The organism is Streptomyces sp. Je 1-79, from assembly GCF_025195125.1.
Lineage (GTDB): Bacteria > Actinomycetota > Actinomycetes > Streptomycetales > Streptomycetaceae > Streptomyces.
This window is the reverse complement of record NZ_JAMGSL010000016.1, coordinates 114,145-133,266: the sequence shown is the minus strand read 5'-3', so window position 1 is coordinate 133,266 and position 19,122 is coordinate 114,145. Positions and strand designations below refer to the sequence as shown.

Genomic DNA, 19,122 nt, shown 5'->3' with positions numbered 1-19,122 from the left:
GCCCGAACAGCCCGATCGGCATCTGCCGTCGTCCCCTGTCCCAGCAGCAGAGTTGAGGCATCGCAGCGGCCGACCGAGCAGCTGGACAAGGGAGTCAGACCGATGATCGACACCAAGACGTCCGCCCGGACCTTCGTACCCTCCTCCGGCACGGCCGTCGTTCCGGCTCCCCGCTGGGCCGAACTCGCCGCCAAGGCCGCCCTCTGGAGCACCGTGCCCTCGGGGCTGTGGCGGATCCCCTTCGCCTTCGGGGCAACCATGGGCTTCACCGGCGAGGCACTCGCCTTCCTCCACCGGGACGTCCCCGGCTGGGGCAGCGTCTACATGGTCACGCTGAGCGTCCTCGCCGAGGTGCTGGCCTTCCTCACCCTCGGCCTGGTCCGCCCCTGGGGCCGGGTGGTTCCCCGATGGGTCCCCGTGATCGGCGGACGGACCGTCAGACCGCTCGCCGTGATCATCCCCGCGACCCTGGGCGCCCTGGTACTGACCGTAGGCGGCATCCTCGGCGTCCTCGGTTGGAACAGCCCCGACAACATGGGCTCCCCGGAGTCCCCGCAGGGCCTCGCAGGCGTGGTGATGACCCTCTGCTACCTCCCCCTGGTGGCCTGGGGCCCCCTGCTCATGATCGTCACCGCCGACTACGCCCGCCGCACCCTGCGCCGCCGCTGACCGCGTGCGGCGGCATCCAGCACCTCGGTCTGGGCAGCGGCATCCACTCCTCTTTCGGCGCACCGCTGGCCCGCCTGGAGGCACAGCTCGCGCTGTCCGCGCTGGCCCGCCGCCTCGACACGCCGCGGCTGCTGGAGGACCCGCCGCCGTACCGCCACAACGCGGTGCTGCGCGGCCCGCGCCATCTGCGCATCGGCATCGCCGGCGTGCGCCCCTGACGGGGGCCGGTCACCCGGCGGCGTGCACCATACGGGTGAGGATCGTCCGGCCGCGATCGACGAGGACCGGTTCCTGCTTGGCGATCCCCGCGTTGAGGTGGGCGACGCCCAGACGCGCGGCGAACAGCGGCAGCGCCCGCCGCTCGGTGTCGGACAGCTCACGTCCGTATCCGGCGAGGAAGGCCGGCTCGAGCTCCGGGCGCGTGGGCCAGGCGGCGCAGCACAGCCACACGAGGTCCTCGACGGCGATGCCGTGGCCGGACTTCTCGAAGTCGATCAGGCTGTGGGTGCCGTGGCCGGCGTCCCAGAGCCAGTTGCGGGTCGAGTAGTCGCCGTGCCGGAACACCAGCGGGAGGTCCTCGGCCAGCGCGGGCAGCTCTCGGCACACCTGCCGGACCAGGGCGCGCTGGGCGTCGTCCAGGTGCTCGCCGGTGCGCTCCAGACAGACCGCCGCCTCGTCCACCTGCGCGGCCACCGACGCCGTGACGCCGTCGCGTGCGCCGTCCGGGCACGGGACGGGGTGATCGTGCCACCGCCTGAGCAGCCGCCCGGCGAGTTCGTGCACGCGGGCTTCGGCGGCGGCCGTGAGAGGCAGACCCCTCACGATGTGGCCGGGCAGCGGCGTGGTCATGAGGGCCCGCAGTGCGGGATCGGCGGCCAGCAGGCGAGGGGCCTCGCCCTCGGCCAGGGAGCGGGCGGCGTGCTCGTAGCCGTGCAGTTCGCGCGCGAAGTCCTCCGGGGTCGGGCTCAGCTTCACGTACGCCGCCCCCGTACCGGAGGACACACGCCAGACCCTGGAGTCGCCCCGGGACCAGGAGACGTCCAGGACGCGCTCGAGTCCGGGCAGACGGTACGTGACCCATTGGCGCAGGTCGGCGGGCAGGGGAGAGTCGAGCACGTGAGGGCCCTTCTCGGTGGGGTGGTCCGCAAGCTCGGCCGTACTTCCGGCCTACCCGCACGACCACCCGCCCTACGCGACAATCCCCCACGTTCATCCGAAAAGGACCACCGACATGGAGCATCAGGCCTCACCGCGACTCACGGCGGCGGCCCACTCCCGCAGGGTGCTCGGCGGGGTGGGGGTGGCGTGGGCGACCACGGGCACAATCAGGACGGCGGCGAGGGCGGGCGACGCGTAGGCGAGGAACGCCTCAGCGGCTCACGGACGAAGGAGTGGCGACCATGCTCACCCCGGGATACACAGAAGTGGAGTACGGCGGAGTCACCGTGCTCGTCGGTGCCGGGCGAGGCGCCTACCCGCACGCCAACTCCGTGCTGGTACGCGGCCGTGCCGAAACGCTGGTCATCGACCCGTCGCTGTCGCTCGTCGGATCGGCTCCGCCCGCGGACACGGCGCTCGTGAGCCACGCGCACGAGGATCACATCGCAGGGCTCGGATGCTACGAGGTGCCCGTCCACACCCACCAGAAGGATCTCGCCGCTCTTCGATCTCGCGCGGTCATGGCCGCCGGCTACGGCCTCCCGCCGGACGCCACCGAGCACACGGAGGCGATGCTGCGCGACCGGTTCCACGTACGGGACCGCCCGGACGCGACAGCGTTCACCGACGGCACGGTCTTCGACCTGGGCGGCCGCACCGTGACCGTCGTACACCTCCCCGGCCACACCGCGGGCCACAGCGGCTTCCTGGTCGAACCGGACGGCTTCCTGTACGTGGCGGACATCGACCTGACATCGTTCGGTCCGTTCTACGGAGACGTCGGCAGCAGCCTCCCGGACTTCGAGGCGTCCATGCGCCGATGCCGGGAGATCGGTGCGCGCTGGTACGGCACGGCCCATCAGAAGGGCGTGATCGAGGGCGCCGAGGAGTTCTCCAGGCGGCTCGACGACTTCGCCGGGGTGGTGGAGAAGCGGGACGCGATCCTCCTGGAGTTCCTCGACGAGCCGCGCACGGTCGAGGAGATCGCCGGGCGCAGGCTGGTCTACCGGCCGCACGTCGAAGGCGCCCACGTGGAGCCGGTCGAGCGACGTACCGCGGCGCGGCACCTGGACCGCTTGATCGGCGCGGGGCTGGTCGCCGAGGCCGAGAAGGGCCGGTTTCGCGCCGTCTAGCCCCGCGCAGCACTCGGCCCGGCAGGCAGCGGCTCCCTCTCGTCACGGTCGCCGCAGGCAGGACGATCACCTCTGGACGAGCGATCAGCCGTCGATCTGGTCAGCCCCTCAGCCCTCGGGGTCGCGCAGGCCGACGCAGTCGAAGGCCCAGAAGACCTCCGAGTAGACGAAGGTGCCCGTCATCCACGGCTCGTGAGCGGACAGCCGGGCGACCTGAAACGCGGCTTCAGGGATACGCAGCGACGGCGAACGGAAGCCGACCGCGCCGGCACCCTCGAAGCCGCGCTTGCCGTAGTAGTACGGCGAACCCTCCAGGAACACCAACGGCACGCCCTGGCTGTCGGCCGCCTCAAGCGCGTGGGCGATGAGCCGCGTACCGATGCCCTGACCCTGGAACTCCGGGAGCACGCCCAGCGGTGACAGCGACAGGACGTCCACGATCCGGCGCGGAGCATCCAACCGCGTCGCGCTCAGCAGGACATGCCCGACGACCCGGTCATCAACGACGGCGACGAACGACATCGGCGCCAACGCGGCCTCCGCAACGCGAAGTGCCTCCACGAGCCCGGGAACCCGATCGCTGTCACCGAAGGCGCGCGTATGAACCTCGCGCACGTCCCGGTGGTCGTCAGCGGTCTCCTGCCGGATCACCAGGCCGGCACCACCAAGAGCGATCCGGGAGCCTGCAGGCGCTTCGTGTGACGTCATGGCAGCGAGGGTAGATCGCGGGACGGCTCACTCGCGAGGCAATTGCCCACCGGTCGGTCCTGGTGGCGGCCATGACGCCGGCGCACCTTCGTCCACCAGCGGACCGAGCCTACCGGCAGGTGCTCGAACAGGGCAGGAGAGCGGCGATTTCACGCTCGCCGGCGCCGCCCGTGCAATCGGCCGCTCCTTCGTGGCGGTCCGGCGGTCAGCGGCGGACGCGGGGCATGCCCAGGCCGATCCAGGAGATGATCTCGCGCTGGATCTCGTTGTTGCCGCCGCCGAAGGTGAAGATGACCGCCGAGCGGTAGCCGCGTTCGAGTTCGCCGTGGAGGACCGTTCCCGCCGAGCCCTCCTTGAGGGCGCCGGCCGAGCCGACGACCTCCATCAGCCAGGCATAGGCGTCGCGGCGGGCCTCGGAGCCGTAGACCTTGACGGCCGAGGCGTCCTGCGGGGTGAGGGTGGACTGCTGGACGGCGTTCACCATCTGCCAGTTGAGGAGTTTCATCGCGTCGAGCCTGGTGTGCGTGCGGGCGAGGCTCCGGCGTACCCAGCCGAGGTCGATGACGCGGCGGCCGTCGGCGAGCTTGGTGTCGGCGGCCCAGCGCTGGACATCGTGGAGGGCGCGGATCGCCATGGTGCCGTGCGCGGCGAGCGTCACGCGCTCGTGGTTCAGCTGGTTGGTGATGAGCCGCCAGCCCTTGTTCTCCTCGCCGACGCGGCGGGAGAGGGGGACACGGATGTTCTCGTAGTAGCTCGCGGTGGTGTCGTGCGAGGCGAGGGTGTTGATGAGGGTGCAGGAGTAGCCCGGGTCGTTCGTCGGTACGAGCAGCATGGTGATGCCCTTGTGGGCAGGGGCGTCGGGGTCCGTGCGCACGGCCAGCCAGACCCAGTCGGCGGTGTCGCCGTTCGTCGTCCAGATCTTCTGCCCGTTCACGACGTACTCGTCGCCGTCCCTGACGGCACGGGTCTTCAGGGCGGCGAGGTCGGTGCCGGCGTCCGGCTCGCTGTAGCCGATGGCGAAGTCGATCTCGCCGGAGAGGATCTTCGGCAGGAAGAACGCCTTCTGCTCGTCCGTGCCGAGCTGCATGATCGTCGGGCCGACGGTGTTCAGGGCCATCAGCGGCAGCGGGACGCCGGCCTGGGCGGCCTCGTCGAAGAAGATGAACTGCTCCATGGGGCTCAGCCCCCGGCCCCCGTACTCGACGGGCCATCCGACGCCGAGCCAGCCGTCGGTACCGAGCCTGCGGACCGTCTCGCGGTAGAACCGCTTCTGCGCGGCGGGGTCGGCGTAGCGCGCGTGGACGTCGTCCGGCACGAGCTCGGCGAAGTACGTACGCAGCTCCTCGCGCAGACGGTGCTGGGCGGGCGTGTACTCGAGGTGCATGGGGCCTCCCGTGGCGGCGTCCTGGGTACCGTGCGCGCGACGGCGGCCACGGTAGAACGTGTTCCACAAATGGGGAAGCCCCGCGACGGTCCCGAGCGGTCGCGGGCGAGCCAGTACCGTCCCGGCCCGGCGGGTGAGAACGCGAACCGTCCCGGCCCGGCGGGTCAGCGGCCGGGCCGGGACGGTATGGGGATCTTCCGGGCGTGGGTCAGGGCAGGAGCTCGTCCAGGGAGGCGCGTCCCTTCTCCGCCATCCGGCGCTCCGCCCACGCGATGCTCTTCGGATTCACGTCACGACCTGAGGCGAGGACCAGGTCCTCCGCCGTGTATTCGCCCTCCGACCCAGCGTGCAAGAGGCGGTCGGGCGTCGGGCTGTCCCCCCGGGATGTCTTGTCGGACTCAGCGTTCATGCCGCCTCCTAGGAGTTCTTCCGGTACCGGCCATTCTCGTGTCCGGGTCCCCGTACCGCATCCGGGCCGGGTCGCCGCGCCGCCCGGGCCGGGTCCCGGCACCGCGTCGCTGTGCCGGGACGGTGCCGGAGCGGTGCCGGGACGTGCCGGAACGGCGCGGCGGGGAACTCGGCGGACGCTTGCGGTCACCCCGCGGATGCTCCGCGTCACCTTCGGTCGCGCGTCGCTCGCCTGGATGTCCAGCCGAGGATTCAGAGGATCAGACAAGGGCGGCGGCCTCCTTCACGGAGAGGCCGCCACCCTCCGCGTACAGCAGCGCGTACGTCTCCGGGTCCAGTACCGCGCGCAGGGCGCGCTCCGCCCGCTGCCGCACCGACGACTCGGTCTGCTCGGTCAGGGGACGGAAGCCCCCGCCGCCCAGGCCGGCGCCGTGGGCGTCGTACGCGCCCAGCAGGCGGGCGCCGTCCTCGGCGGCGGTCGACACGCCGAGTCCGGCCTTGGCCCAGGCCGCCGTCGCGAACTGGCCGACCACGAGGTACGGGGCCACCAGGTACGCGAGGCTCTCCACCTCCCGTACGGAGCGGGTCAGCCGCGCCGCGGCCTCGGCGAACGCGCCGTCGAGACAGTCCAGCCAGCCGCGCAGTCCCCCGGTCAGGCCGATGAAGAGGTCGGGCGTTTCTCCGCTGAACTCCTCTTCGATCCGGTCCAGTTGTTCCCTCGCGAGGGAGGTTCGTCCGGTGTTTCCGTAGTGCTGGGCGAGGAGCAGCCGGGCCGTGCTGACGGGCTCCCCGCTCGACTCCGTGGAAGCCTCCTCCGCGGCTTCGACGAGAAGCCGCTCCGCCTCCGAACGTTCCGTGGCGTCGGCGGGGATCCTCAGCCGTACGGCGGCGAGCCGGGCCTTGGAGAGGGGGACCTGGGCACGGGCGCCCAGGCCGGCGGTCGCGTGCGCGGCCCGTTCGAAGTCGGCGGCGGCCTCGGCGAGTCTGCCCGACCGCTCGTACGCCTCGCCGCGCGCGGCGAGGGATTCGGCGATGCCCCAGGCGTCCTGGATCCGCCCGAAGCGGGCGAGGGCCGCTTCGGCGTCGTCGGGCCGGCCGCCGAGGAGTCTCGCCCGCAGGAGGTGGGCGAAGGCGAGTTCCCAGTCGAAGCCCTCGGTGCGGCACGCGGCGAGGAGCGCATCGAGGGTCTCGTCGAGGCTGTGGAACTCCCCGGTCATGAGACGGGCGAAGAACCACATGCTGCCGGGCTGACGGCAGTTCTGCGGCAGGCCGGGGCGGTAGGCGGCGACGATGGCGTCGAGGCGCGCGCGGATCCCGGGGCGCTGGAGGGCGGTGGCGCCCTCGCCGCCCTCGGACGCGAGGACGAGCAGCCGGCACCCTCGGCGCGCCTCCCACAGCTGCTCCTGCGACCAGGGCGGCGGCGTGTCGGTGCACCGGTCGGCGAGGGGTACGGCGCGGGGTACGTCGTGTCGTACGGGCGCGGCGAACGGGTCGGGGCCGAGGGCGGCCGCGGCGGCGGACCAGGAGCGGGCGTCGGCCTGCCGGGCACGGAGCTGCCAGAACCAGCTCATGGAGAGGACGAGGCAGAGCGCCTCCTGTTCCTCGCCGTGGTCGACGGCGGTCCGCAGGGCGGCCGTCACGTTGTCGTGCTCGCGTTCGAGCCGGCGCAGCCAGACGTCCTGTCCCGGGCCCCGGAGCGCGGGGTCTGCGGTGCGGGCGAGCTCCCGGTAGTGGACGAGGTGGCGCCGCTCGACCTCAGCCCGCTCCCCCGCCTCGTCGAGCCGCTCGCCGGCGTACTCGGCGACGGTCTCCAGGAGCCGGTAGCGCATGGTCCCGTCGTCGGTGGGCGCGGCGACGACCAGCGACTTGTCGACGAGCGAACCGAGCACATCCAGGGCGTCACCGGGCGACGCCGCCGCCCTTACGGAGGCAGCGCGCGCCCCCTGTTCCGCGCGTGCGGATCCCGCCGGGGCGTCGGCGGAGGGCGTGCAGACCGCTTCCGCCGCCCCGAGGCCGCAGCCGCCCGAGAAGACCGACAGACGGCGCAGGACGGCGCGTTCGGGATCGGTCAGGAGGTCCCAGGACCAGTCGACGACCGCCCGGAGCGTCTGCCGGCGGGGCGGGGCGGTCCGGGCGCCCGAGGTCAGCAGCCGGAAACGGTCGTCCAGGCGGTCGGCGATCTGGCGCGGCGCCAGCAGGCGAAGACGCGCCGCCGCGAGCTCGATCGCCAGCGGGAGGCCGTCCAGTCGCCGGCAGATCTCCGCACACGCCTCGGGGTCGTCGGCCGGGTCGAAGGACGGACGGGCGGCGGCGCCCCGGTCCGCCAGCAGCCGCAACGCCTTGTCCTGAGGCAGCGGCTCCACGGGACGTACGAACTCCCCTGGTACGCCCAACGGTTCGCGACTCGTCGCCAGTACCGTCACCCCGGGGCAGCGCGCGAGCAGCTGCTCCGCGAGCTCCGCCGCCGCGCCCACCACGTGCTCGCCGTTGTCCAGGAGGAGCAGCAGCCGACGCGGCGCGCAGTACTCCACGAGCCGGGTGAGTTCGTCACGGGCGTCGCCGCCCCACAACTGCGTCTCGCGCCCGCCCAGAGCGGTCAGAACAGCGGCAGGAACGTCGGACTGCGCGCGAACGGAGGCCAGTTCGGCGATCCGTACGCCGTCCGGCCACCGCCCCGCACCGCGTTCGGCGGCCTCCAGGGCCAGCCGGGTCTTGCCCACCCCGCCGGGTCCGAGCAGGGTGACCAGACGCCGCTCTTCCAGTTCGGCCACCAGGGAGTGGAGTTCGCTGTCGCGCCCCACGAAGGAGGTCAGCCGGGCAGGGACGCGGTGGGGCTCCGCCCTCGGCTCCTGGCCCGCGAGCAACTCCGCGTGCAGTGATCGGAGTTCGGCCCCCGGGTCCGCCCCCAGCCGGTCGGCGAGGACGCTCCGTACCTCGTCGTAGACCGACAGCGCCTCGGCGGCGCGGCCCGCCGCGCCGAGGGCGCGGATGCGGAGCGCCTGGAGGGGTTCGTCCAGGGGGTGCTCGGCCGCCAGGGCCTCCAGCGGGGCGATCGCCGTCTCGGCCCGGCCGAGGGCCACGGCGGCGGCGAGCCGGTCCCTGCGCACGCGCGCGTGGCGCTGTTCCACCCGTACGACCAGAGGGTCGCCGCCGCGGCCCGGCAGATCGGCGAGCGCGGGGCCGCGCCAGAGCCCGAGCGCCTCGTCGAGCAGCCGTGCCGCCCGGTCGGCCTCCCCGGCCGCAAGCGCCCCGGCCCCCTCTCCGGCCAGCCGCTCGAACACGTACAGGTCCACGTCCTCAGGCCCCGCCGCGAGCCCGTACCCGCCGGCGAGCGAGACCACCGCTTCCCTCCCGAGCGCCCGGCGCAGCCGTCCGACCAGGGCCTGGAGCGCCTCGGTGCCGTCCCCGGGCGGATCGTCCTGCCAGATCGCCTCGATCAGCTCACCCGTACGGACGCCACGCCCGCCGGCGGCGGCCAGCGCCGCGAGCAGGGCCCTGAGCCGGGCTCCGCCGAGCGCGGCCTCCCGGCCGTCGGCCAGAACGGCCTGGCAGGGGCCGAGAACGCGGTACGCGATGATCACCGGCCCATTCTCCCCCGACAGGTCACGACTCCGACACGCGGTGTGTCGCCGCCATGGCGTCCGAGGGGCGCGGGTTCGACAATGGTGAGGATGACCGATGACGACCGGGGCACGCACAGTGGCGAGATCGGGCCCACCGAGCGGCTCGCCATGAATCGGACCGGCAGCTTCGACTGGGACCTCGACACGGGCACCATCGACGTCGACGAGGCGGGGCTGCTGGTCTTCGGGCTGGACTCGGGCGCGTTCGACGGGCGCCCCGCCACCCTCGTCCAGCGCCTGGACACCGATGAGCGGGCCCGGCTCGACGCGGTGATCCACCGTGCCATCACCAGCGGCGAGACCTCGTACTCCGCGCACTTCGAGACCGCGGACGAGGACGGTACACCCCAGTGGACGCATGTGCAGGCACGGATTCTGCGCACGGCCGACGGGATGGCCCACCGGATCGTGGGGATCGTCCGGGACACGACGGCCGAGGTCACGCACTCCGAATTCGTCCTGGACCTCGAGAAGCGCCGCGAGGTCCAGACGAGCATCGTCGAGCGGACCACGCACGCGCTGTCGCGGGCGGTGACGGTCGACGACGTGACGGCGGCCATGACCGGCCCCAGTGGTCTCGCCCGGCTCGGCGCGGACGGGCTCGCGCTCGGTCTCGTGGAGAACGGCTCGCTCAACGTCATCGCGCTCAGCGGGGAGTCCCTGGACGCCCTGAACGACTTCCGCTCGCGCCGCCTCGACCGGGGCCTGCCCCTGGCCGAAGCGGTACTGAGCGGGCGGCCCCGGTTCGTGCCCACGTTCTCCACCCTCGGCCGGGACTTCCCGGAACTCGCCCCGTACGTCGAGCGGCTGAGGTTCCGGTCCGCCTGCTACCTGCCCCTGATCGCCCAGGCGCGCTCGCTCGGCGGGATGGCGCTGTTCTACCGGCGCCGCTCGACGTTCAACGCCGACGAGCGCAACCTGCTGCTCGGGCTCGCCGCGATCGTCGCGCAGTCCCTCCAGCGCGCCATCCTCTTCGACGAGGAGCGCGAGCTGGCGACCGGGCTGCAGGAGACGATGCTGCCGCGGCGCATCCCGGCGATCTCCGGCGGCGAGATCGCGGTCCGGTACCACGCGGCGTGGAGCGGGCGGCAGGTCGGCGGCGACTGGTACGACGTGATCTCGCTGCCCCGGGGCCGGGTCGGGGTCGTCGTCGGGGACGTCCAGGGGCACGACACGCACGCGGCCGCGATCATGGGCCAGCTGCGGATCGCGCTCCGGGCGTACGCGGGTGAGGGCCACGCGCCGTCGACCGTACTGGCCCGGGCCTCCCGCTTCCTCGCCGAACTCGACACCAACCGCTTCGCGACCTGCACCTACGCCCAGGTCGACCTGGGCACGGGGACCGTGCGCGCGGTGCGCGCCGGCCATCTGGGGCCGCTGATCCGGCACACGGACGGCAGGGTGGGGCAGCCAAAGCTCCGGGGCGGGCTGCCGCTCGGCCTGGCGACCGTGTTCGGGGACGAGGAGTTCCCGGAGACCCGGCTCGACCTCGTACCCGGCGAGACGCTGGTGCTCTGCACGGACGGCCTGGTCGAACAGCCCGGCTCGGACATCGAGTCCGGTCTCGACGCGCTGTCCGCGGCGATGAGCAGCGGCCCCCCGCAGGCGGAGGCGCTCGCGGACCATCTGTCGGAGCAGCTGTGGGAGCGGTGGGGCGCGGGCGACGACGTGGCGCTGCTCGTCCTGCGCCGCAGCCCGGACCCCGGTACGCCTCGGGCCCCGCGCATCCACCAGTACATCCACCAGGCGGATCCGCAGGGTCTCTCGGACGCGCGGGCTGCGGTGGGCCAGGCGCTCCGGGACTGGAGCATGGCCGAACTGGCCGACGACGCCGAGCTTTTGACGGGCGAGCTGCTCGTCAACGTGCTGCTGCACACCGAGGGCGGAGCGGTGCTCACGCTGGAGGTGCTGCCGGAGCCGGTGCGCCGGGTACGGCTCTCGGTGCAGGACCGGTCGAGCGCCTGGCCCCGCAGGCGTACGCCGGGCGAGGCGGCGACCTCGGGGCGAGGGCTGCTGCTGCTCGACGCGCTGGCGTCCCGGTGGGGTGTGGAGCCACGCGGCGAGGGCAAGGCGGTGTGGTGCGAGATCGGCCCGGTGCACGCGACGGTCGCGTCCGCGTCGACGGGCCCAGGCTGAGTGAGGAGCGGGCATGGACCCCGTGGCGGCGCTGGACCGGATCGCCTACCTGCTGGAGCGCTCGCAGGCGCCGACGTACCGCGTGCGGGCGTTCCGTACCGCCTCCGCGGCCGTCGCGGCCCTGGCGGACGGCGAGGCGCGGCAGCGTGTGGCGGCGGGGACCCTCGAGTCGGTCAAGGGCATCGGACCGAAGACGGCGGCGGTGATCGAGGAAGCTCTCGAAGGGCGGGTCCCGGCGTATCTGGAACGCCTGGAGGCCGAGATCACCGTGCCGGAGGTCAGCGGTGGGCAGACCCTCAGGGCAGCGCTGCGGGGCGACTGCCATCTGCACTCCGAGTGGTCGGACGGGGGCAGCACCATCGAGGACATGGGCCGGACGGCGGCGCGGATCGGACACGAGTGGGCCGTCCTGACCGATCACTCGCCCAGCCTGAAGGTGGCCCGCGGCCTGTCCCCCGACCGGCTGCGCGAGCAACTGGACGTCGTGGCACGGCTGAACGAGGAGTGGGCCCCCTTCCGGCTGCTGACCGGGATCGAGTGCGACATCCTGGAGGACGGCTCGCTGGACCAGGAGCCTGAACTGCTCGAGCGGCTGGACCTGGTGGTCGGCTCGGTCCACTCCAAGCTGCGGATGGACGCGCCCTCGATGACGCGACGCATGGAGAAGGCGGTACGCAATCCGCTGATGGACGTCCTCGGTCACTGCACGGGGCGGCTGGTGAGCGGGGGGCGGCTGCGGCCCGAGTCGACCTTCGACGCGGAGCGGGTCTTCGCGGCGTGCGCCGAGTCGGGGACGGCCGTGGAGATCAACAGCCGTCCGGAGCGGCTCGATCCGCCGCGCCGGCTCCTGCGGCAGGCGGTGGCGGCGGGCGTCTGGTTCGCGGTCGACACGGACGCGCACGCACCCGGACAGCTGGAGTGGCAGATCTTCGGGTGCGCGCGGGCGGAGGAATGCGGGGTGCCGGCCGAGCGGGTGATCAACACCTGGCCGGCGGAGCAGCTGCTGGCGTGGGCGGGGGACGGAGAGCGGTAGGCGAGCGGCGGTCGCGTGCCACGCGGCGATCGCGTGGCAGAACTCACCGCCGAGTCAGTTGCGTTGCCACACGGTGGTCGGGTTGCAGAACTCCCGGATGCCGTGGCCGGCCAGCTCGCGGCCGTAGCCGGAGCGCTTCACCCCGCCGAACGGGAGCGCCGGGTGGGAGGCCGTCATGCCGTTGACGAAGACACCCCCGGCCTCCAGGTCCCGTACGAAGAAGGCGATGTCCTCGTCGTTTCGGGTCCAGACGTTCGAACTGAGCCCGAAGGGCGAGTCGTTGGCGACGGTCACGGCCTCTTCGATGTCGCTCACCGGGTAGAGCGTGGCGACCGGACCGAAGGTCTCCTCCTGATGGATCCGCATCTCGGGCGTGATGCCGGTCAGCACGGTCGGCCGGTAGAACCAGCCGCGCGGGAACTCCTCCGGGCGGGACCCGCCGCAGAGGACCGTGGCGCCCTTCTCCACGGCGTCGTCGACGAGTTCCTCCAGGTCGGCGCGGCCTTGCTCGGTGGCGAGGGGGCCGACGTCGGTGGACTCGTCGAGGGGGTCGCCGACGGTCAGCGCGTTCATGGCGGCGGTGAAACGTTCGGCGAAGTCGTCGTAGACGTCGCCGTGGACGATGAAGCGCTTGGCCGCGATGCAGGACTGGCCGTTGTTCTGTACGCGGGCGGTGACGGCGGTCTTGACGGCGCGGGGCACGTCGGCCGAGGGCATCACGATGTACGGGTCGCTGCCGCCCAGCTCCAGGACCGTCTTCTTGACCTCGTCGCCCGCGATGGCCGCGACCGAACGCCCGGCGGGCTCACTGCCGGTGAGGGTGGCGGCGACGACCCGGCGGTCGCGCAGGACGGACTCGACGGCGCCGGAACCGACGAGAAGGGTCTGGAAGCAGCCTTCGGGGAAGCCGGCGCGGCGGAAGAGGTCGCCGAGGTAGAGAGCGGTCCTGGGCACGTTGGAGGCGTGCTTGAGGAGGCCGGTGTTGCCGGCCATGAGCGCGGGCGCGGCGAACCGGATGACCTGCCAGAGCGGGAAGTTCCAGGGCATGACGGCGAGGATCGCGCCCAGAGGGCGGTAGTGGACGCGGGCGGCGTCCGCGCCGGAGTCCTGGACGTCGGCCGGGGCGGGGTGCTCGTCGGCGAGCAGCGCCTCGGCGTGGTCGGCGTACCAGCGCATGGCCTTGGCGCACTTGGCGGCCTCGGCGCGGGCGGCCGCGATCGGCTTGCCCATCTCCGTGGTCATCGTGCGCGCGACGTCCTCGGCGTCCTCGTCCAGGAGGTCGGCGGCGCGGCGCATCAGGCGGGCGCGCTCACCGAAGGAGGTGGTGCGGTACTGCCGGTACGTCTCGTACGCGGCGGAGATCCGCCGTTCGATCTCGTCGTGTCCGTGTGCGTCGTAGGTGCGCAGCGTCTCGCCCGTGGCCGGATTCACGGTGGCGATCCCCATTGGTCTCCTCCTGCCGTCCGCCCCACAGGAACCCTCCCGCGCCCGGAGCCCCACCGCAATCGGGGAGGGGGCACGGGGGTGACGCCATACCCGTCACTGCCCGGCGGAGAAGCCGCCCCCGTCCGCCGCCCAGCGCAGCGCCCCCGCCAGGTGCGCCCGGAACGTCTCGTCCTCGTACGCCTCCTCCGCGTGCCCCAGCGCCGTGAAGAAGACCCGGCCGGCTCCGGTCCCGCGGCACCACACCAGCGGGTGGTCCGCGCCCAGTGTCCCGCCCCGGTAGGTGGACTCGTCCGCGCGGGCCAGGACCCGTACGCCCTGGTCCCGGGGGTTCGACGTGAAGTTGTACCACTCGTCCGTCCAGGACCAGCGGGCCGGCAGCGCGGCCGTCCCCGGGTGGTCGGGCGCGTCCACGCACACCACCCCCGGCTGGATCTCCGGGTGGCCGTCGAAGCGTGTGCCGAGCAGTTCGCCGTAGAAGGGCCAGTCCGACTCCGCGTTGGCGGCCGCGTGGATCGCGAGGAAGCCCCCGCCTCCCGTGACGTACGCCTCGAAGGCCGCCCGGCCCGAGGCGCTCAGGACCGACCCCGTGGTCGAGAGGAAGACCACCGCCGCGCACCGCCGGAGCCGCTCCGGAGTGAAGGCGGCCGGGTCTTCGGTCACCTCGGCCCCGTACCCCGCCTCACCTGCCAGCTCCGCGAGGGCCTTCGCGCCCGCCGGGATCGAGTCGTGACGGTAGCCCGCGGTGCGGGTGTAGATCAGGACGTCCGCGATCGGCACGAGAGGAGCTCCCCAGGAGGAAAGTAAGCGCTTACCAGGCCGACCGACCGTAGCCAACCATGTCCCCGCACCGCAACCATTGGCGAATCGGATACATCTCTGTATCTTTTGGCGGGCATCGCGTCACGCCGTCGTGAGGAGCCCCCGTGAGCACTCTCCCGTCCGCCCTGGCCGCCGCCGTGGGGCCACTGCCCGAAGGGGTCACCCTCCCCCTGCCGCCGACGTTCGAGTCCGTCGAGGAGGAGCGCCGGTACCGCAAGGAGCAACTCGCCGCCGGGTTCCGGCTCTTCGGGAGGTTCGGCTTCTCCGAGGGCGTCGCCGGGCACATCACCGTCCGTGATCCGGAGAACCCCGAGGCCTTCTGGGTCAATCCGTTCGGGATGAGCTTCAGTCAGATCAAGGCCTCCGATCTCATCCTCGTCGACCACGAGGGGACCGTGCTCTCCGGCAGTCGCCCGGTGAACCGTGCCGCGTTCGTCATCCACTCCCAGGTGCACGCGGCCCGCCCGGACGCGGTCGCCGCCGCTCACTCGCACTCCTTGCACGGCAAGGCGTTCTCCAGCCTCGGCATCCCGCTCGACCCGATCACGCAGGACGCCTGCGCCTTCTTCGAGGACCACGGGATCTACGACGACTACCGTGGCGTGGTCAACGAGCTGGACGAGGGCAAGCGGGTCGCCAAGGCGCTCGGCGGACACAAGGCGGTCATCCTCAAGAACCACGGGCTGCTGACGGTCGGGCACTCGGTCGCCGAGGCCGTCTGGTGGTTCATCACCATGGAACGCTCGTGCCAGGCCCAGCTGTTGGCGATGGCCGCCGGTACGCCGCAGCTGATCGACCGCGAGACGGCCCTCATCACCCGGGGCCAGGTCGGCACCCACCTGGCCGGCTGGTTCCAGGCCCGTCCGCTGTGGGACCAGATCACGGCATCGGACCCGGACCTCTTCGACTGAGCCGCCCGGACGGACCCGCCGGAACGGACCGCCGGACGGACCCGTCGGACGGAGCCGCCGGTTCCTCGGCCGGGCTCCTCGGCCGGCCCCTCGCGCGGACGCCCGGGCTAGCGGTCGGCTTCGACCTTCCGCGTCGACGCCTCCAACAGCGGGGCCAGGAAGTCCCGTTCCAGAGTGCCGGGGGGAAGCTCGTCCGGTTCGACGTAGCTCTGCGCGAGTCCGCCCTCGCGCAGGGCGATCAGCATCCGGGCGAACCGGTCGGCGTCCACGGTCAGTTCTCGTCCCGCCCGGCGCAGTACGGTCGTCAGGCCCCGGGCGATCTCCGCCCGGAGCCGGGCGTCGTGCCGGGCCAGCACCCACGCCGCCTGCCGGTCCCGGATGGCGTGCAGGGTGAACTCCGTGGTGACGAGGTACCAGTCACGCTCGTCCGGCTCGATGCGGGAGGCGAGTTCGGCGAGCCGCTCCAGCGTGTAGTCCTCGGCCGCGAGGCTGTCGACGGCCTCCGCGAGGCGCTGTACGGTCCGCTCGCTGTGCTCGTCGAAGAGGGCGAGGAAGAGCTCTTCCTTGCTGGCGAAGTTCGAGTAGTACGCGCCCCGGGTGTAGCCGGCGCGCTCGCAGACCTGCTCGATCGACGTGGCGTGGAATCCGTGCTCGGCGAAGGTCTCCAGAGCGGCCTTGAGCAGGGCAGCCCGGGTCCGGGGCCGGCGCTTGGTGACACCTTTCGGCACGGGTGGGTCCTCCTCGGTGGCTGGAGGCGCCCACGATACCGGCGGGCTCTCGCAGGCACGGATGAGCCCAGGAAGATAAAATTCATGCATGGGAGAGCGGCCCGTCGCGCCTGCCGCGCCCGAGCTCGTCCTCGAGATCAACGGGGACGCGACTGTGATGAGTCCGAGCCGGGTCTACCGCATCGGGCGCGACCCCACCAGCGACATCGTCCTCGACGACGACCGGACGTCCTGGCACCACGCGGTTCTGCGAACCGTCGGCGACCACTGGACGCTCGCGGACGAGGGCAGTACGAACGGCACCTTCGCGGACAGCCACCGCATCGCCGTGCGCGAGGTCGGACCGGGCACGGTCATACGGTTCGGCCACCCCGGAGACGGCCCTCGCGCCGTGCTGTCCGGGGGCGCCACGGCCGCGGCTCCACCTGTGCCACCGGCGGTGGAGGAGCGCTCTGCCAGGACGGGCCTCAAGTCCGAGGCTCCTGCCGAGGAAGGCCGCGACGCGGCCGTTCCCGCGGCGGAGGCGCCGGCCGAGGCTCCCGCTGCGGTGACGCCGGCGGAGACCCCCGCTGCGGCGGCACCCGCGGCTGAAGCGCCCGCAGGGCAGGCCGCCCCTGGTGTGGAGGTTCCTACGCCGGAAGTCCCCGCCGAGGAAGCGGCTGCCCCCGAAGCCCCCGCCGGACAAGCCCCTCCGCCTGAGGCGGCCCCCGCGCTCCAGATCCCCGCCGAGGAAGCCCCCGCCCCCCAGGCACCCGCCGACGAAGCCCCCGCGCCCGGCGTTGCCGCCGTGGAGCCCCCCGCACCCGTGGAGACCCCCGCCACGCCGGAGCCCGGGCCCGCGGCGCCGGTTCCTCCGCCCGCACCCGGCCCGGAGCCTGCCCCCGCGCCCCGTCCCGTACCGGCCCCGGAACCGCCGGCCCCCGCGCCGCCGCGGACGCCGCCCCGGCCGTCCTCCGTCTCCCATCCGGCCGCGACCGGAACGTTCCGGCAGCCCACGTCCGTACGGCCACTGCCGACACGGACCGTCCAGATCGGCCGAGCGCCCGAGAACGACCTCGTCGTCGACGATCTGGTCGTCTCCCGGCGCCACGCCGAACTGACCGTCCGCCCCGACGGTACGTACTGGATCCAGGACCTCGGCAGCCACAACGGCACCTACCTCAACGGCCGTCCCGTCGCCGAAGCCCGCGTCACCCCGGACGACATCGTGGGCATCGGGCACTCCGCGTTCTGTCTCATCGGCGGACAGCTCGTCGAGTTCACCGACACCGGCGAGGTCTCCCTCGACGTGCAGGACCTCGCCGTCATGGTCGACCACGGCCAGAAGACGCTCCTGGAGGACGTGTCCTTCCCTGTCGGGCAGAAGTGCCTGCTCGCGGTGGTCGGGCCGTCCGGCGCCGGCAAGTCGACGCTGCTCGGGGCGCTCACCGGTCAGCGGCCCGCCGACCGCGGCACGGTCCTCTACGACGGCCGGGACCTCTACCGCGACTACGCGGAGCTGCGCCAGCGCATCGGGCTCGTCCCGCAGGACGACATCCTCCACCTCCAGCTCACCGTGCACCGGGCGCTCACCTACGCCTCCGAGCTGCGCTTCCCCGAGGACACGGCGGCCGAGGAACGCCGGGCCCGGGTGGACGAGGTGATCGGCGAGCTCGGACTCGTCGAGCGGGTCGACCAGCCCATCCACAGCCTCTCCGGCGGCCAGCGCAAGAGGGTCAGCGTGGCCCTTGAGCTGCTCACCAAGCCGTCGTTGCTCTTCCTGGACGAGCCGACCTCCGGTCTCGACCCGGGCATGGACCGCTCGGTGATGCACATGCTGCGCGGCCTGGCCGACGACGGCCGTACGGTCATCGTCGTCACCCACAGTGTGTTGAGCCTGGACGTCTGCGACCGGCTGCTCGTGCTCGCGCCCGGCGGCCGCGTCGCGTACTACGGGCCGCCGGACAAGTCGCTCGGCTTCTTCGGCTTCGATCAGTGGCCCGAGGCGTTCGAGGCCTTCGAGACGGACCGGGGACGCGACTGGGCGGGGCAGTACCGTTCCTCGCGCCTGCACCGCCAGTACATCGACGACGCCATGCAGCGCCCGGGAGCGCCCTCCTCCGGGGAGGTGCCGGAGCCCGGTCCGCCGCCCAAGGCGCAGAGCTGGGGTTCCCAGCTCCGTACCCTCGTACGGCGGTACGCGGCGGCACTGTCCGCGGACCGGACCTTCCTCGCCATCATGATCGCCCTGCCGTTCGTGATGGGCGCGATGGCCCGCGCGCTGTCGGAGGGCAGTCTCAACCCCGAGTCGACGCTGAACGTGCTGCTGATCCTCTGTGTCGGCGGCGTGCTGACGGGAGCGGCGAACGCGGTGCGGGAGCTGGTGAAGGAACGCACGATCTACCGGCGGGAGAGAGCCGTCGGCCTGTCCCGTTCCGCGTATCTGATGTCGAAGGTCGTGGTGCTGGGCACGATCACGGTCGTCCAGGCGGTGGTCCTCACGCTCGTCGCGCTGATCGGGGTGCCGCTGAACGTCCCGGACGGCAAGGGTGTGTTCCTGCCACCGCTCGTGGAACTCACGCTCGCGGTCGCGCTGCTCTCCTTCACGGCGATGATGCTCGGGCTGTTCGTCTCCGCCCTGGTGCGCAAGGAGGAGGTGACCATGCCACTGTTGGTCCTCCTCGCCATCGTGCAGGTGGTGTTCTGCGGCGCGCTGCTCACCGTCACCGGCACGCCGGTCCTCGAACAGCTGGCATGGCTGGTGCCCTCGCGGTGGGCGTTCGCGGCGATGGGAGCGACCATCGACATCGGGCAGATCGCGCCGAGCGACAAGACGACGGATCCGCTCATGGACCACACCCTGGGCGCCTGGCTCTTCGACATGGGCATGCTGGTCGTACTCAGTGTCCTGCTCGGCTTCCTCGTGGCGAGGCTGTTGCGGCGCCACGAGCCGGTGATCATGCGGAAGTAGCCGATATCCGGAACAG

Annotated in this window: 14 protein-coding genes and 1 pseudogene; 7 read left to right on the top strand and 8 right to left on the bottom strand. The window is 72.6% G+C overall.

Going from position 1 to position 19,122, the window contains the following annotated elements; genetic code table 11:
• Window positions 1-102: 102 nt before the first annotated feature.
• Both M5362_RS28795 and M5362_RS28790 read left to right on the top strand, forming a co-directional pair.
• Window positions 103-669, top strand: a complete 567-nt coding sequence (locus tag M5362_RS28795) for a hypothetical protein (protein ID WP_260230731.1) — start codon at window positions 103-105, stop codon at window positions 667-669.
• Window positions 670-683: 14 nt separating this feature from the next.
• A pseudogene (locus M5362_RS28790) lies at window positions 684-887 on the top strand (cytochrome P450); the annotation flags it as partial.
• Window positions 888-897: 10 nt separating this feature from the next.
• Here M5362_RS28790 and M5362_RS28785 read toward each other — a convergent pair.
• On the bottom strand, window positions 898-1,785 hold the full coding sequence (locus M5362_RS28785; RefSeq protein WP_260230730.1) for an aminoglycoside phosphotransferase family protein: 888 nt from the start codon (window positions 1,783-1,785) through the stop codon (window positions 898-900).
• A 284-nt stretch (window positions 1,786-2,069) separates the two neighbouring features.
• Here M5362_RS28785 and M5362_RS28780 point away from each other — a divergent pair, with 284 nt between their 5' ends.
• Window positions 2,070-2,960: an MBL fold metallo-hydrolase gene (locus M5362_RS28780; protein WP_260230729.1), complete on the top strand. Its 891-nt coding sequence runs from the start codon at window positions 2,070-2,072 to the stop codon at window positions 2,958-2,960.
• A gap of 108 nt (window positions 2,961-3,068) precedes the next feature.
• On the opposite strand, the gene M5362_RS28775 is transcribed toward M5362_RS28780, so the two are convergent.
• The 4 genes from M5362_RS28775 to M5362_RS28760 all read right to left on the bottom strand — a co-directional run bounded on the left by M5362_RS28775 (window position 3,069) and on the right by M5362_RS28760 (window position 9,041).
• Complete coding sequence (locus M5362_RS28775; RefSeq protein WP_261366573.1) at window positions 3,069-3,668, bottom strand: GNAT family N-acetyltransferase; 600 nt, start codon at window positions 3,666-3,668, stop codon at window positions 3,069-3,071.
• A 205-nt stretch (window positions 3,669-3,873) separates the two neighbouring features.
• Window positions 3,874-5,052 carry an acyl-CoA dehydrogenase family protein gene (locus tag M5362_RS28770; protein ID WP_260230727.1) on the bottom strand — a complete coding sequence of 393 codons (1,179 nt, stop codon included), beginning with the start codon at window positions 5,050-5,052 and terminating at the stop codon, window positions 3,874-3,876.
• Window positions 5,053-5,260: 208 nt separating this feature from the next.
• On the bottom strand, window positions 5,261-5,461 hold the full coding sequence (locus tag M5362_RS28765) for a hypothetical protein (protein ID WP_260230726.1): 201 nt from the start codon (window positions 5,459-5,461) through the stop codon (window positions 5,261-5,263).
• Window positions 5,462-5,720: 259 nt separating this feature from the next.
• Window positions 5,721-9,041 (bottom strand): BTAD domain-containing putative transcriptional regulator, encoded by a 3,321-nt coding sequence (locus M5362_RS28760; RefSeq protein ID WP_260230725.1) that lies wholly within the window; start codon window positions 9,039-9,041, stop codon window positions 5,721-5,723.
• A gap of 90 nt (window positions 9,042-9,131) precedes the next feature.
• Between M5362_RS28760 and M5362_RS28755 the strand changes: the two genes are divergently transcribed.
• A complete protein-coding gene (locus tag M5362_RS28755; RefSeq protein WP_260230724.1) occupies window positions 9,132-11,219 on the top strand; it encodes a SpoIIE family protein phosphatase in 2,088 nt (695 codons plus the stop codon).
• 13 nt (window positions 11,220-11,232) lie between these two features.
• On the top strand, window positions 11,233-12,252 hold the full coding sequence (locus tag M5362_RS28750; RefSeq protein WP_260230723.1) for a PHP domain-containing protein: 1,020 nt from the start codon (window positions 11,233-11,235) through the stop codon (window positions 12,250-12,252).
• 54 nt (window positions 12,253-12,306) lie between these two features.
• On the opposite strand, the gene M5362_RS28745 is transcribed toward M5362_RS28750, so the two are convergent.
• Together M5362_RS28745 and M5362_RS28740 are read right to left on the bottom strand one after the other, a co-directional pair.
• Window positions 12,307-13,698, bottom strand: a complete 1,392-nt coding sequence (locus M5362_RS28745; RefSeq protein ID WP_260230722.1) for an NADP-dependent succinic semialdehyde dehydrogenase — start codon at window positions 13,696-13,698, stop codon at window positions 12,307-12,309.
• Between the two features lie 93 nt (window positions 13,699-13,791).
• On the bottom strand, window positions 13,792-14,475 hold the full coding sequence (locus M5362_RS28740; protein WP_260230721.1) for a ThuA domain-containing protein: 684 nt from the start codon (window positions 14,473-14,475) through the stop codon (window positions 13,792-13,794).
• A 146-nt stretch (window positions 14,476-14,621) separates the two neighbouring features.
• Here M5362_RS28740 and M5362_RS28735 point away from each other — a divergent pair, with 146 nt between their 5' ends.
• Entirely contained in the window at window positions 14,622-15,428 is an 807-nt protein-coding gene (locus tag M5362_RS28735) for a class II aldolase/adducin family protein (protein ID WP_260230720.1), read from the top strand.
• 107 nt (window positions 15,429-15,535) lie between these two features.
• Here the strand turns inward: M5362_RS28735 and M5362_RS28730 are convergent, their stop codons facing one another.
• Complete coding sequence (locus M5362_RS28730) at window positions 15,536-16,156, bottom strand: TetR/AcrR family transcriptional regulator (RefSeq protein ID WP_260230719.1); 621 nt, start codon at window positions 16,154-16,156, stop codon at window positions 15,536-15,538.
• Window positions 16,157-16,244: 88 nt separating this feature from the next.
• Here M5362_RS28730 and M5362_RS28725 point away from each other — a divergent pair, with 88 nt between their 5' ends.
• Complete coding sequence (locus M5362_RS28725) at window positions 16,245-19,106, top strand: FHA domain-containing protein (RefSeq protein WP_260230718.1); 2,862 nt, start codon at window positions 16,245-16,247, stop codon at window positions 19,104-19,106.
• The last annotated feature ends 16 nt before the right edge of the window (window positions 19,107-19,122 follow it).

Bases quoted from the DNA above. Each gene is read 5' to 3' on its own strand.
- M5362_RS28795 (WP_260230731.1), top strand. From the start codon at position 103: ATGATCGACACCAAGACGTCCGCCCGGACCTTCGTACCCTCCTCCGGC.
- M5362_RS28780 (WP_260230729.1), top strand. From the start codon at position 2,070: ATGCTCACCCCGGGATACACAGAAGTGGAGTACGGCGGAGTCACCGTG.
- M5362_RS28775 (WP_261366573.1), bottom strand. From the start codon at position 3,668: ATGACGTCACACGAAGCGCCTGCAGGCTCCCGGATCGCTCTTGGTGGT.
- M5362_RS28770 (WP_260230727.1), bottom strand. From the start codon at position 5,052: ATGCACCTCGAGTACACGCCCGCCCAGCACCGTCTGCGCGAGGAGCTG.
- M5362_RS28765 (WP_260230726.1), bottom strand. From the start codon at position 5,461: ATGAACGCTGAGTCCGACAAGACATCCCGGGGGGACAGCCCGACGCCC.
- M5362_RS28755 (WP_260230724.1), top strand. From the start codon at position 9,132: ATGACCGATGACGACCGGGGCACGCACAGTGGCGAGATCGGGCCCACC.
- M5362_RS28750 (WP_260230723.1), top strand. From the start codon at position 11,233: ATGGACCCCGTGGCGGCGCTGGACCGGATCGCCTACCTGCTGGAGCGC.
- M5362_RS28745 (WP_260230722.1), bottom strand. From the start codon at position 13,698: ATGGGGATCGCCACCGTGAATCCGGCCACGGGCGAGACGCTGCGCACC.
- M5362_RS28725 (WP_260230718.1), top strand. From the start codon at position 16,245: ATGGGAGAGCGGCCCGTCGCGCCTGCCGCGCCCGAGCTCGTCCTCGAG.